This is a genomic window from Skermanella stibiiresistens SB22, from assembly GCF_000576635.1.
In the GTDB taxonomy this organism is placed as follows: Bacteria; Pseudomonadota; Alphaproteobacteria; order Azospirillales; family Azospirillaceae; genus Skermanella; species Skermanella stibiiresistens.
This window is the reverse complement of sequence record NZ_AVFL01000001.1, coordinates 558396-571177: the sequence shown is the minus strand read 5'-3', so window position 1 is coordinate 571177 and position 12782 is coordinate 558396. Positions and strand designations below refer to the sequence as shown.

The following is a 12782-nucleotide window of genomic DNA, read 5'->3' as shown; positions in this document are numbered from 1 at the left end:
TTCATGCATATCCTGTTCCCCATCGTCCTTCCGTCTCCGTCCTTCGCGTTTGGGAGTTCGTACCATGCCCGAAACAATCGACCGGGTCCGTATCGCCATCCTGGGAGCCAGCGGTTATACCGGCGCCGAACTGGTCCGCATGCTGGCCCGCCACCCCGCGGCGGATCTCCGCGTGCTGACGGCGGAACGGCAGGCCGGCAAGCCGCTGTCGGACGTCTTCCCGCATCTGGGCTATCTCAAGATGCCGGATCTGGTCAAAGTCGACCAGGTCGACTGGTCGGAGATCGATTTCGTCTTCTGCGGCCTGCCCCACGGCACCACGCAGGAGATCATCGCCGCCCTGCCCCACACCCTGCGGATCGTCGACCTGTCGGCCGATTTCCGGCTGGCGGACGCCGCGACCTATGCCGAGTGGTACGGCCATGAGCACCGCGCGGTCGAGCTTCAGCGCGAGGCGGTCTACGGCTTGACCGAGTTCAACCGGCAGGGTGTCCGCGCCGCCCGGCTGGTGGCCAATCCCGGCTGCTACCCGACCGCGACGCTGATCCCGCTGCTGCCGCTGCTGCTGGACGGGTTGATCGAGAGCGAGGACATCATCGTCGACGCCAAGTCCGGCGTCAGCGGAGCTGGGCGCGACGCCAAGCAGCAGAACCTGTTCTGCGAGGTCAGCGAGGGCATGCACGCCTATGGCGTCGGCCACCATCGCCACATGCCGGAGATGGAGCAGGAACTGAGCTTGGCGGCCGGCAAGCCGGTGACGATGGCCTTCACCCCGCACCTGATCCCGATGAACCGCGGCGAGTTCGTCACGACCTATGTCAGGCTGGCCGGCGGCAACACGGCGGACGACCTGCGCGCCGCGCTGGCCGCCCGTTTCGAGAACGAACCCTTTGTCCAGGTGCTGGGCGCCGGCGTGGTGCCGCACACCAAGCACGTGCGCGGATCGAACCAGATCCACATCTCGGTCTTCCCGGACCGGCTGAAGGGCCGCGCCATCGTGCTGTCGGTGATCGACAATCTGGTCAAGGGCGCCTCCGGCCAAGCGATCCAGAACATGAACGTGATGCTGGGACTGATCGAGACGATGGGGTTGGAGCAGGCGCCGCTGTTCCCATAGCGTCGTCTGGGGCGCTCGGGGCTTGGAGGTCGGGGTGGGGCGAAGCGGCGCCCGACCCCCGTGGCCGACCCCCGTGGCCGACCCCCGTGGCCGACCCCCCCGTGGCCGACCCGTTAAGCGGCCTCAGCCCCGCCATTCCTCGCGTAGGATCGCGTAGAGCACGTGGTCGCGCCAAGCGCCGTCGATGCGGAGATAGCCGCGGGCGTAGCCTTCGTACTGGAATCCGACCTTCTCCAGCAAGCCGCGGCTTGGCGCGTTGGTCGGCAGGCAGGCTGCCTCTATGCGGTGGAGGCCAAGCTGGCCGAAGGCGAAGTCGAGGGTCAGGCGGGTCGCCTCGCCCATGTAGCCGCGCCGGGCATAGGTTTCGCCGACCCAGTAGCCGAGCGTCGCGGTCTGGGCGACGCCGCGCCGGATGTTGCTGAGACCAATGCCGCCTGCGACCCGGTCGGTGCGCCGTTCGACCGCGAGGAACCCATAGGCCTCGTCATCGCGCCACTCGATGATCTGGCGGCGCAGGCGGCGCAGATAGGCGGTGCGGGCCAGGGCGTCGGCCGGCCATGTCGGTTCCCAGGGTGTCAGGAAGGCGCGGCTGCGCTCACGCAGATCGGCCCACTCCTGCCAATCCCGCGCGAGCGGGGGACGGATCGACACCCTTTGCCCGTCCAGCCTGACCGCCGGCGGACTGATCAGACCGTTCCTCAGTAATCCGATCACGGCTTGGCGCCATCCCCCGGATGATTCTTCCATCGCCGCCGCACGGCGTCAGGACAGGCGCGCGGCGATCCGCTCATAATCCTCAAGCCCCTCCAGCGGCCCCAAAGCCGTGACCGTCGGAGCCTTCTGGCGCAAGCGTAGGGCGACCCGGCGGACGGCGGCGGCATCGACGGCGTCGATCTTCTCGACCATCTCGGGAACGGGGATCGGCCGATCGAAGATCACCATCTGCTGACCCAGCTGCTCGCAGCGGGACATGGTGCTTTCCAGCGCCATCAGCATGCCGGCCTTCAACTGGGCGCGGGCGCGTCGCACCTCGTCGTCCGTCACGTCCTCCGCGACCTTGCACAGTTCGTCGCACATCACCGGAACCAGTTCGCCGACCTTGTCGGGTCCCGTGCCGGCGTAGACGCCGAACAGCCCGCCATCCTCGTAGGCGCCGGAGAAGGTGTGGACGCTATAGGCCAGCCCGCGCTTCTCCCGGATCTCCTGGAACAGGCGGGACGACATGCCGCCGCCCAGCAGCGTCGAGAAGACGGAATGGGCGTAATAGTCCGGATCGTGGATGCCGACGCCATCGAAGCCCAACACGATGTGCAGCTGCTCCAGGTCGCGGTCCTCGCGGAAGTCGCCGCCGGTATAGCGCGCCGGGTCGAGCGCCGCCGGATCGACCGGGGGCGGAAGGTCGCGGAAGGTCTTCGACGCGGTCTCGACCAGCCAGTCGTGGTCGATCCGGCCCGAGGCCGCCAGCACCATGGTCCGGCCGGAATAGTTGCGGCCGATGTAATCCACCAGCGCGTCGCGCGGCAGCGCCCCGATGATCTCCGGCTGGCCTAGGACCGGGCGGCCGAGCGCCTGACCGGGGAAGGCGCAGGATTGGAAGTGGTCGAAGATGATGTCGTCGGGAGTGTCCTCGGCTTGGCCGATCTCCTGCAGCACGACGTCCCGCTCGCGGACCAGTTCGTCCTCGTCCAGCAGGCTGTGCTGGAGCATGTCGCCGATCACGTCGAGGGCGAGCGCTTGATCCTCCTTGAGCACCTTGGCGTAGTAAGCGGTATGCTCGCGGGTGGTGTAGGCGTTCATGTGGCCGCCGACCGCCTCGATCTGCTCCGAAATGTCGAAGGCGGTGCGGGTCGGCGTGCCCTTGAACACCATGTGCTCGACCAGATGGGCGACGCCGTTGACCTCGGCCCGCTCGTTGCGGGTGCCGACGCCGACCCAGACGCCCAGCGACGTCGTCTCCACATGCGGCATGGTGTCGGTGGCGACCCGCAGGCCATTGTCCAGTGTCGTGACCCGGATTGTGCTCATGCGACCCCCTGCCGGACGATCGTGCGGCGGACTTGGGATCGGACGAAGGATTGGACGGTCTTGAGATCGTTGGGCAGCACGGTAAGGCGCTCCTCGCGCTCGTAAAGGTCGGCCAGTCGGGGCGGCAGCGGCGGACGCACGCCGGTCGCCCGCTCGACCGCGTCGGGGAATTTGGCGGGATGGGCGCAGGCCAGCGTCACCAGGGGAACGGCGGGATCGAGATTGGGTTGCTCGGCCCGCGCGGCGGCGAGCCCCACGGCGGTGTGCGGATCGATCATCATGCCGCCGGTCAGGCGGCGGGTCTCCGTCATGGTCGCCTGGGTCAGGTCCTCGTCCACCTTGTGGCCGTTGAACAGCAGGCGGGCGCGGGACAGTTGCTCCGACGTCACGGCGAAGGAACCGCCAGCCCGGAACCGGGCCATGCAATCGGCCAAGGCAGCGCCGTCGCGGTCGTACAGGTCAAACAGCAGCCGCTCGAAGTTGCTGGAGATCTGGATGTCCATGCTCGGGCTGATGGTCGGTGTCACGGCCTGGGTCGACATGGTGCCGGTCGCGAAGAAGCGCGCCAGGATGTCGTTGGAGTTGGTCCCCACCACCAGCCGCTCGATCGGCAGGCCCATCGCCCGGGCGCCGTAGGCGGCGTAGACATTGCCGAAATTGCCGGTCGGCACCGCGAAGGACACCGGCCGATCCGGGGCGCCCAACTGGACGGCGGCGGCGAAGTAATAGACGATCTGGGCCATGATGCGGGCCCAGTTGATCGAGTTGACCGCCGACAGGTTCTGCTCGTCCCGGAAGGCGGTGTCGTTGAACATCGCCTTGACCAAGTCCTGGCAGTCGTCGAACGAGCCTTCCAGCGCGATGTTGTGGACGTTGGAGGAGAGCACCGTCGTCATCTGCCGGCGCTGGACCTCCGATGTGCGGCCCTTCGGGTGCAGGATGAAGATGTCGATCGCGTCGCGGTCGCGGCAGGCCTCGATCGCCGCCGAGCCGGTGTCGCCCGAGGTGGCGCCGACGATGGTGACGTGTTGCCCCTTCTTGGCCAGCACATGGTCGAACAGGCGGCCGAGCAGTTGCAGCGCCACGTCCTTGAAGGCCAGCGTCGGGCCATGGAACAGCTCCATCACCCAGGTGCTTTGGTCGAGCTGGACCAGCGGCGTCACCGCCGCGTGGTCGAATTCGGCGTAGGCCTCGCGTACCAGTTCGGCGAATTCCAGCTCGGTCAACCGGCCGCCGAGGAACGGCGCCATCACCCGAACCGCCAGTTCGGCATAGGGGAGCCCGCGCATGGCGCGCAACTCGTCGCGGGAGAAGGTCGGCCAAGTCTCGGGTACGTACAGCCCGCCGTCGCGCGCGAGCCCGGCCAGGAGGACCTCGTCGAAGGCGAGTGTCGGGGCGGCGCCCCGCGTGCTGATGTAGCGCAAGCTGTGAATTCTCCAAACCCGTGCCCGGCCAAGGTGCCTGGTACACTTGGCGCCCGGTACACTAGCGAGTGAGCCAGTCCCGGCGCAAGGGCCGGGGCCGTCTCCGTTGGACAGGTCAGCGAAACAAAAGACACATGGATCAGGTTGTTGCTGGGTATCCCGCCCCTATCCCAAGACCTGGAACCCGGCATGACTTATTACGAAACGACCCGCGACTCCACTGGCGGCTCCATCGGCTCCGGCATCGGCATGGATGCCGCCCAACGGGAGACCGAGGAGTTCCTGACGGTCCAGATGCCGTCGATCCTGTCGTCGGTCGAATACGACATGCCAAAGTTCGGCGAGGAGGCGCGGGTCCAGACCTTGGCCCATGTGACCAGGGCGCGGGTCGAAACCCGGCACGTGACCGGCACGTCGGACGCGGCGTACCTGATCCACGCGTTCGGCGAGGACCTGCTGATGAAAATGCAGCTGAACGTCCGCCGATTCGTGGTGCTGTATTCGATCCCGGTCCAGAAGCCGATCGGATCGAGCACCGTGGCGCCCCATTTCGAGCGATGGGCGACCGGGGCCAGCCACGCGGGATGGATGATCGGCTGGCGCGACGCGGCGGCCCCGACCGAACCGGACCAGCATTGGGTCGAGACCTATTGCTACGCCAACCTGGAACCCGACTTCCTGGTCAACGACCTGCACAAGCTGTACTGGCGGACCGACATCCTCCAGATGACCCGCTACTTCATGCTGGAGGCGATCCGGGCCAACGTACCGTTGTCGCCGATGCGGGCGGGCTATCGGATCTGAGGCGGATCACGGGAGACCGCGTCACAAACGGCCATCGACCACGCCACCGACCAGGTTGATGCCGAGCAGGCGCTCGCTGTCCAGCGCGTCGCCGGAGTCGGCTGGACGCAATGCCCGGCCTAGACCATCGAGCGCCGCGTTCCAGTCCCGCCGGATCCGGACGGCCTCGACGGCGTTCACGGCGGCGAAGCGGACTCTGTCACCCGGTCTCGCCTGGCCCAGCGACGCCAGATCCGGCGTGATGATGGTCGCGATCTTTGGATAGCCACCGGTCGGTTGGCGGTCGGACAGCAGCACGATCGGCTGGCGGGTGCCCGGCACCTGTACGCTGCCAGCGGCGATGCCGTCGGAGATGATGTTGAAGTCGCCCGTATGTTCGATCTCCGGCCCGCTCAGCCGATAGCCCATGCGGTCGGCGTCGCCAGTCACGGCGTAGGCGCCGCTCAGGAAGGTCTCGATGCCGGCTTGGGTGAAGTGATCATCCTGCGGCCCCAGCACCACCCGCAGGACCCCGCGCCGGGGCGGCAGGGCGGCGGGGTCCAGCGCCAGCGGCGGCCCCGCGGGTGGCGCGTCGGTCACCAGGGGCAATCGCGCGCCGGCGCGGAGCGCGGCACCATCGAGTCCGCCCAAGCCCGACCGGATATGGGTCGACAGGCTGCCGAGTTGCGGCCGGATGGCGAAGCCGCCGGACACCGCGAGGTAACCGCGCAGCGCGTCGGGTGCGGCGCCGATCCGCAGCCGCTGGCCCGGCGCCAGATCGAACCCCCGCCAGGGCGGTACGGGCTCGTCATCGAGGGTGAGCGGGAAGGAGCCGCCAGCGATGGCCAGCCGGAGCGTTCCGCCCTCGACCGCGTAGTCGCCACCCGACAGGGTGAACTCGATCGTCGCGGCACCGGGCGGATTGCCGACCAGCAGGTTGGCGGCGCGCAGCGATGGCACGTCCATGGCACCCGCCGCCGCGACGCCGAAGCGCTGCCAGCCGACCCGGCCGAGGTCCTGGAGCGTCGCCTGCGGGCCGGGCTGGATGACGATCAGGTCCGCCATCGGCTCAACTCCTTCCGCCGCTGGCGTGCGCTGCGTCCAGCCGGTCGAACTCGGCGGCGTCGATCCGGGTGAACCGGATGCGGTCGCCCGGCCGAAACAGGAACGGGTCCGCGCGATTAAGGTCGAACCCCCGGATCGGCGTGCGTCCCAGCAGGTGCCAGCCCGACGGGATCGGGGTCGAGCAGACCGCCGCCTGCATGCCGCCGATCGAGATGGTCCCGGCCGGAACCCTCATCCGGGGATCGCGCCGGCGTGGGGTGTGAAGCTCTGGCGGCAGCCCACCGAGATAGGCGAAGCCGGGAGCGAACCCGATCATGTAGACGCGGTAGTCGCCGGACAGGTGGAGCCTGACGACCTCCTCCGCCGTGACGCCGTGGTGGCGGGCGACATCCTCCAAGTCCGCGCCATGCTCGCCGCCATAGCAGACCGGGATGGTCCAGTCCCGACCGCCGGAGGCCTCTTTCACGTCTTGGGCGGCGGACCGATCCAGCCCCCCCAGCGCCCCGATCAGGTCGGCGTGGGTCAGGATATCCGGGTCGAACTGGATCAGCAGCGAGCGGTATGTCGGCACCGTCTCGACCACGCCGGGCATGGCGGCGGCGGTCAGGGCCGCGTCGAGCGCCAGCACCCGGGCGTTGATCCCGGCGTCGATCGCCTGCCCGAACTCGACCGTCAGCGCGGCGTCTCCTGCGGGCAGGAAGCGGGGCTCAGGCATAGCTCACCGGTTGGACATCTGGGTCGGCAGCCATGTCACGATGCCGGGAAACACCGTGATCAGGACGACGGCGAGCACCAGGATCAGGAAGAACGGCACGGCGGCCTTGGCGACGTAAAGGATGTCCCGGCCGGTCAATCCTTGCAACACGAACAGGTTGAAGCCCACCGGCGGCGTGATCTGCGCCATCTCGACCACCAGCACGATGTAGATGCCGAACCACAGCGTGTCGATACCGGCGGCCTGGACCATCGGCATCACCACCGAGGTCGTCAGGACGACCATCGAGATGCCGTCCAGGAAGCAGCCGAGCAACACGAAGAACACGGTCAGCGCCGCCAGCAGCGCCATCGGCGATAGGCCGAGGTCGTTGATGAACTGGGCCAAAGCCCTGGGTATGCCGGTGAAGCCCATGGCGACCGTGAGGAAGGCGGCGCCGGCCAGGATGAAGGCGATCATGCTGGACGTGACCATGGCGCCCATCAGGCTGTCGCGAAAACTGGTCCGCGTCAGCGTTCCCGATGCCGCCGACAGGATCAGCGCGCCGGCGACACCCAATGCCGCGGCTTCGGTCGCGGTGGCGATGCCGGCGTAGATCGAGCCGATCACGGCGGCGATCAGCGCCACCACCGGGATCAGCCGCTTCGACGCCCGCAGCTTTTCGCCGAACGCCATGTCCGGCCCGCCGGGTGGCGTGCGCGACGGGTTGAGCAGCGACCAGACCGCGACATAGCCCATGAACAGGGTGATCAGCAGGATGCCGGGCAGCACGCCGGCGATGAACAGCCGGCCGATCGAGACATCGGCCGCGACGCCGTAGACGATCATGATGATGGAGGGCGGGATCAGCAGTCCCAGCGTGCCGGAGCCGGCCAGCGAGCCGATGCTCATGCGGTCGTCGTAGCCGCGCCGCCTCAGCTCGGGCAGCGACATCCGGCCGATCGTGGCGCAGGTCGCGGCGGACGAGCCGGACACCGCCGCGAAGATCCCGCAGCCCACGATGTTGACATGCATCAGCCGGCCGGGCAGCCGGGCCATCCAGGGCGCCAACCCTTGGAACATGTCCTCGGACAGGCGGGTGCGGAACAGGATCTCGCCCATCCAGATGAAGAGCGGCAGGGCCGTCAGGGTCCAGCTCGCGCTGGCGCCCCAGACGGTCGTCGCCATGACCAGCCCGGACGGCGCCGAGGTGAAGAACACCATGGCGATCAGGCCGACCGCCAGCAGCGACAGCGCCACCCAGATGCCGCTGGCCAGCAGCAGCAGCAGTCCCGCGATCAGGACGGCGGAGAGGATCAGAGGGTCCAAGCGCGCGGCCTTCCCAAGTTAGGTCCCAGGGTTCAGGTGTCGGGGCCGGGAGAAGCCGTCGTCGCCAGCTTCTCGGACTCGAGCAACTCGCCCTCGGCGCCCTCGTAGCTGGGGTCGCCGCCCCGCGCCACCGCGACCAAATCGTCGACCAAGGCGACGCAGATCAGGACGAGGCCGATGGTCATGGTGCTCTGGGGTATCCAAAGCGGGATCGGCAACAGTCCCGGCGAGAGATCGCCGAAGGTGATGAACTCCCGGGTCATGTCGGCGCTGTAGAAGGCGAAGTAGCCGGTCAGCAGGCTGGCCGAGCCGAGGCACCACAACTCGGCCCAGCGGCGCGGTCGGCCATGCAACCGCTGGAGCACCAAGCTGACGCGGATGTGGCCGCCAACCCTGAGCGCGTAGGCCAGTCCCAGGAACGACGAAGCGGCCATGGCGAAGCCCGCCAAGTCGTCGGTCGAGGGGATCAGCACGCCGAACAGCCGGCCACCGATCTGGAGCAGGATCAGGACGCCGACGGCGACCAGGAAGAACGCCGCCAGCCAGCCGCACAGCTTGTAGAGGCCGTCCAGGAGGGTCCGCATCGACGCTTTCCCGCCGCTACTTCAACGCGTCCGCGATCTTGCGGCCGTCCGGACCGGCCTTTGTCACCCATTCCTCGATCATGGTGGAACCGACGGCGCGCACGTCCGTCATCAGGGCGTCGGACGGCTGGACGATGGTCAAGCCATTCTGGCCCATGGTCTTCTTGGTGTCCTCGGCGATCCGCTCGCTCTCCCGCCAGCCGCGCTCCTCGGCCTTGGCGGCGATCTCCAGCACGCGGGTCCTGACATCGTCCGGCAGGCGGCGCCACGCGCGCTCGCCGACCATCACGATGTTGCGCGGGTGCATCGCCGAGGTGTCGTAGTAGAACTTGGAGAACTCCCAAGCCTTGACGTCCACGCCGGTGGCCCCGGACGTGATCATGGCGTCGACCACGCCGGTCGCGAAGGCCTGCGGAACCTCGGCCTGCTGGACGGTGGTGGGAGCGGCGCCCAGCAACTCGGCCAGCCGCGCCGTCGCGGCGTTGTAGGCGCGGAACTTGATGCCGCGGAAGTCCGCGATCTTGGCGATCTCCCGCTTGGTGTAGATGCCCTGACCCGGCCACGCGACCGAATAGAGCAGCCTGATGCCCTGGTCGCCGAGGCGCTTCTCCAGCAACGGCTTCTGCGCCTCGTAGAGCTCGCGGGCCGCCGGATACCCCGCCGCGAGGAACGGGATGGCGTCGGCCTCGAATATTGGATCCTCGTTGCCATAGGCCGACAGCAGGATCTCCCCCGCCGGGACCTGGCCGGTCTGAACCGCCCGCTTGATCTCCGGCATCTTGAACAGCGAGGCGTTGCTGTGGAGCGTGATGTCGAGTTGCCCGTCGGTCGCTTTCCGGACCTCGTCGGCGAACCAGCGCAGCGTCTGGGTATGGAAGTTGCCATCGGGATAGGCGGTTGGCAAATCCCACTTGGTCTGCGCCCAAGCGGTCGCGGACATCATCAAGGTCGCGGCCATCGCGGCGGCGGTCACCAAACGTCGCATCAACACATCCCCTGTCGGTCTTCGTGAAGCCCTGATCCGCCTTTTTGGCCCTTGGGTGGGCTTCGGCGGTGCGGCATGATGCTCGCTTGTCGGGATGGGTCGGTCAAGGCCCTTGGGCCACGCCATCGGCTTCCGTCTTCCCTGGACGAATTACCTACAATAAATCGGACATACCGGATTTTGCCATTTCCGGATGGGCGTGGTAGTTCCCATCCAGCGGATCGCCAGCGGTTCGTTGGAGCGCGCCGGCGGAAATCCGGATGCTCCATGACACAAATGACCCCGTATATCGTTGAGCTTGATTGAAGCACCCAAGATATAGGGATTACCATACGGCTTGGGTCGGTCGCCCCTGTGGAGGCAAGATATGGACCATAAAACCCGTTTGATCGTCGCGGAGAATGATCCCCTGATCGCTTGGGCCGTGCGCTTCGGGCTGATGGACTTCGGCTACGAGGTCTGCGCCTGGGCCGACTCCGCCCCCGACGCGGTGCGGCTGGCGGAACTGCACCGCCCGGACGTGGCCTTGGTCGATGGCGGCCTGACGGCGCCCGGCGAGGGCGTCGACGCCGCCCGCGAGATCTCAGGCCGGCTCGGCATCACGGTGGTTGTCTGCCGCGGCAACGCGATCGACGGGATCATCGAGGCCGGCCGCGACGAGACGCCGGTCGGCTCATCAAGCTGGCTGACCAAGCCTTACCGGATCAGCGATCTGGATCGGCTGATCGCCGCCACGGCGCGGCATTAGGCAACCAAACCGTCCGCGATCAGCCGCTCCGCCTCGGCAAGGTCGTCGGGGCGGTTGGTGTTGAAGAAAGGATCGACCGGATCGGTGTCGAACTCGGCGACCGCCAGCCGATACCGCGCGGTCCAGACATCGACCTTGCGCAGGCCCTCCTCAACCATGGCGCGGCGCAGGTCGTGGCGCAGATGGACCGGCCACACCCCGAACACGGGGTGCTCCCGGCCATCCGAGCGGGCGCAGGCCATGTCGGCGCCGTCCCGCTCCACGGCGGCCAGCAGCCGTTCCACCAAGTCGGTCGGCTGGAAAGGCGCGTCGGTCGCGAAGCTGGCGACCCAGCGGGCGCCGGGCGCGTGCTCCGCCGCCCAGTCCAGCCCTGTCAGGACTCCCGCCAGCGGTCCGGCGTAGTCCGGCACCCCGTCGGCCACCACCTCCAGATTGCTCCCGGCGAAACGGGCGGGATCGCCGTTGGCGTTCAGGATCAGCGTCCCGACCTGCGGCCGGACGCGGTCGATCACCCGGTCGAGGATGGAGTGTCCCGCCAGGAGCCGGAGCGTCTTGTCGCCGCCGCCCATCCGGCGCGACAACCCGCCGGCCAGAAGCACCCCGATGACATCCGGTGTCCTAGTCGCGCTCATCGTCGCGGCTCCCCTTGCGGCGGTGGCTGGAGGGTTCGTCCTCCCCCGCCGTTGGAGCCAGATCGAACTCGATTCGATCCTCCCCGGCCAGGGCGACGAAGCGGCGGCCCCGCGCGCGGCCAATCAGGGTCAGGCCAGCCTCGCGCGCCAACTCGACGCCCCAGGCGGTGAAGCCGCTGCGCGACACCAGGATCGGGATCCCCATCTGGACGGTCTTGATCACCATCTCCGAGGTCAGGCGCCCGGTCGTGTAGAAGATCTTGTCCTCTGGCGTCAGGCCGTGGCGCCACATGTAGCCGGCGACCTTGTCCACGGCGTTGTGGCGGCCGACATCCTCCATGTAGACCAGCACCCTGTCCCCTTGCGCCAGCACGCAGCCATGGATGGCGCCGGCCTCCAGGTAGAGGCTGGGAGCGGTGTTGATCTTGCGCGTCAGGGTGGCGAGCCACGAGGTCTTGAGCCGCGCCGTGGTGGAAAGCCGGATATCGCCGAACTTCTCCATCAGGTCGCCGAACACGGTGCCTTGGGCACAACCCGAGGTCAGAGTCTTTTTCTTCAGCTTCTGTTCGAAATCGGTCGGCCGCTCGGTCCGGACCACCACTGTCTCGATCTCGTCGTCGTAGACGATGTCGGTGACGCGGTCGTCGGTCCGCAGCATGTTCTGGTTGAGAAGATAGCCCAGCGCCAAATATTCTGGATAGTCGCAGATCGTCATCATGGTGACGATCTCCTGTCCGTTGAGGAACAGGGTTAGGGGGCGTTCGACGGTGACGGAGGTCTCGATCGGGGCGCCGGTCTGGTCGATGCCGGTGACCCGCTTGGTCAGGCGCGGATCGGTCGGGTCCGGGCGGACCAGAAACTCTTCAAGGGGAGCATGTTCCATGGGGCGAGCCTAGTTCGGCCCCCCCCCTTCAGGCAAGCGCCACGCCGCCGTCGGCGTGGAAAATGGTCAGATGACGTCGAGCAGGAAGTGGGTCGCAACGCCGATCAGCGAAGCCGCGACCACGGCGATCGCGGTATACCGCTCGCCGACCGACCACCGTGCCCAATCCTTGCCGAAACTGTCCATCTTGGAAACCCCGTTACTCCCGCTCGACCGCCGTGCCATGACCATGCCCAAGAAAAACGTTGCCTGATGATAGATACATCAAATTCAGGCCAAGGTCGTTTCAACCAAAAGCCAGATGCTACACTTTCCCGTAACCTGGTGCCGCGTTGCAACATAGCCCATTCGGCTGACCCGTGACAGGGCGCAAGATGCCGCGGTGGCGCCTTGGTTCCTGTGACCCACATCACGGATCTATCCGGAAATGATGGATAATCGACCGAAAGTGACAGGATCGGGGTAGGCCGTGACGCGGCCGGCGGCGCTTGTGTGTCGACCCGAACATCTCTA

The 12782-nt window shown here is 67.4% G+C and carries 13 protein-coding genes; 3 read left to right on the top strand and 10 right to left on the bottom strand.

The window, feature by feature from the left end:
* Positions 1-64 precede the first annotated feature (64 nt).
* Positions 65-1117 carry an N-acetyl-gamma-glutamyl-phosphate reductase gene (gene argC / locus N825_RS02440; protein WP_037446165.1) on the top strand — a complete coding sequence of 351 codons (1053 nt, stop codon included), beginning with the start codon at positions 65-67 and terminating at the stop codon, positions 1115-1117.
* Between the two features lie 123 nt (positions 1118-1240).
* On the opposite strand, the gene N825_RS02435 is transcribed toward argC, so the two are convergent.
* From N825_RS02435 to thrC, 3 genes are read right to left on the bottom strand one after another with little or no spacing between them, the layout of a single operon-like run.
* Positions 1241-1831, bottom strand: coding sequence for a GNAT family N-acetyltransferase (locus N825_RS02435; RefSeq protein WP_037446635.1), 591 nt, complete (start codon positions 1829-1831; stop codon positions 1241-1243).
* 48 nt (positions 1832-1879) lie between these two features.
* On the bottom strand, positions 1880-3142 hold the full coding sequence (locus tag N825_RS02430) for a M16 family metallopeptidase (RefSeq protein WP_037446163.1): 1263 nt from the start codon (positions 3140-3142) through the stop codon (positions 1880-1882).
* Positions 3139-4566: a threonine synthase gene (gene thrC, locus N825_RS02425; protein WP_037446161.1), complete on the bottom strand. Its 1428-nt coding sequence runs from the start codon at positions 4564-4566 to the stop codon at positions 3139-3141. The genes N825_RS02430 and thrC overlap by 4 nt, the downstream gene beginning before the upstream one ends.
* A 189-nt stretch (positions 4567-4755) precedes the next feature.
* Between thrC and N825_RS02420 the strand changes: the two genes are divergently transcribed.
* Positions 4756-5370, top strand: coding sequence for a hypothetical protein (locus N825_RS02420; protein WP_051511427.1), 615 nt, complete (start codon positions 4756-4758; stop codon positions 5368-5370).
* A 21-nt stretch (positions 5371-5391) separates the two neighbouring features.
* Here N825_RS02420 and N825_RS02415 read toward each other — a convergent pair whose 3' ends face one another.
* The 5 genes from N825_RS02415 to N825_RS02395 are packed head-to-tail and all read right to left on the bottom strand — an operon-like array spanning position 5392 to position 10006.
* Positions 5392-6414 carry a 5-oxoprolinase subunit C family protein gene (locus N825_RS02415; protein WP_037446159.1) on the bottom strand — a complete coding sequence of 341 codons (1023 nt, stop codon included), beginning with the start codon at positions 6412-6414 and terminating at the stop codon, positions 5392-5394.
* A 4-nt stretch (positions 6415-6418) separates the two neighbouring features.
* Positions 6419-7129, bottom strand: coding sequence for a 5-oxoprolinase subunit PxpB (gene pxpB, locus N825_RS02410; RefSeq protein ID WP_037446158.1), 711 nt, complete (start codon positions 7127-7129; stop codon positions 6419-6421).
* Positions 7130-7132: 3 nt separating this feature from the next.
* The gene (locus N825_RS02405) at positions 7133-8437 is read right to left on the bottom strand and encodes a TRAP transporter large permease (protein WP_037446156.1); all 1305 of its coding nucleotides are present in this window, start codon (positions 8435-8437) and stop codon (positions 7133-7135) included.
* Positions 8438-8469: 32 nt separating this feature from the next.
* Positions 8470-9021, bottom strand: coding sequence for a TRAP transporter small permease (locus tag N825_RS02400; protein WP_037446155.1), 552 nt, complete (start codon positions 9019-9021; stop codon positions 8470-8472).
* Positions 9022-9037: 16 nt separating this feature from the next.
* Positions 9038-10006, bottom strand: a complete 969-nt coding sequence (locus N825_RS02395; protein WP_037446153.1) for a TRAP transporter substrate-binding protein — start codon at positions 10004-10006, stop codon at positions 9038-9040.
* A 367-nt stretch (positions 10007-10373) separates the two neighbouring features.
* Between N825_RS02395 and N825_RS02390 the strand changes: the two genes are divergently transcribed.
* On the top strand, positions 10374-10754 hold the full coding sequence (locus tag N825_RS02390; protein ID WP_037446151.1) for a response regulator: 381 nt from the start codon (positions 10374-10376) through the stop codon (positions 10752-10754).
* Here N825_RS02390 and mobA read toward each other — a convergent pair.
* A complete protein-coding gene (mobA, locus tag N825_RS02385; RefSeq protein WP_037446149.1) occupies positions 10751-11386 on the bottom strand; it encodes a molybdenum cofactor guanylyltransferase MobA in 636 nt (211 codons plus the stop codon). The two genes, N825_RS02390 and mobA, sit on opposite strands and share 4 nt — an antisense overlap.
* A complete protein-coding gene (gene fdhD, locus N825_RS02380; protein ID WP_037446147.1) occupies positions 11373-12269 on the bottom strand; it encodes a formate dehydrogenase accessory sulfurtransferase FdhD in 897 nt (298 codons plus the stop codon). The genes mobA and fdhD overlap by 14 nt, the downstream gene beginning before the upstream one ends.
* Positions 12270-12782 lie beyond the last annotated feature (513 nt).

Coding starts and splice junctions, on each gene's coding strand:
- argC (WP_037446165.1), top strand. CDS start 65: ATGCCCGAAACAATCGACCGGGTCCGTATCGCCATCCTGGGAGCCAGC.
- N825_RS02430 (WP_037446163.1), bottom strand. CDS start 3,142: ATGAGCACAATCCGGGTCACGACACTGGACAATGGCCTGCGGGTCGCC.
- N825_RS02420 (WP_051511427.1), top strand. CDS start 4,756: ATGACTTATTACGAAACGACCCGCGACTCCACTGGCGGCTCCATCGGC.
- N825_RS02415 (WP_037446159.1), bottom strand. CDS start 6,414: ATGGCGGACCTGATCGTCATCCAGCCCGGCCCGCAGGCGACGCTCCAG.
- pxpB (WP_037446158.1), bottom strand. CDS start 7,129: ATGCCTGAGCCCCGCTTCCTGCCCGCAGGAGACGCCGCGCTGACGGTC.
- N825_RS02400 (WP_037446155.1), bottom strand. CDS start 9,021: ATGCGGACCCTCCTGGACGGCCTCTACAAGCTGTGCGGCTGGCTGGCG.
- N825_RS02395 (WP_037446153.1), bottom strand. CDS start 10,006: ATGCGACGTTTGGTGACCGCCGCCGCGATGGCCGCGACCTTGATGATG.
- N825_RS02390 (WP_037446151.1), top strand. CDS start 10,374: ATGGACCATAAAACCCGTTTGATCGTCGCGGAGAATGATCCCCTGATC.
- mobA (WP_037446149.1), bottom strand. CDS start 11,386: ATGAGCGCGACTAGGACACCGGATGTCATCGGGGTGCTTCTGGCCGGC.
- fdhD (WP_037446147.1), bottom strand. CDS start 12,269: ATGGAACATGCTCCCCTTGAAGAGTTTCTGGTCCGCCCGGACCCGACC.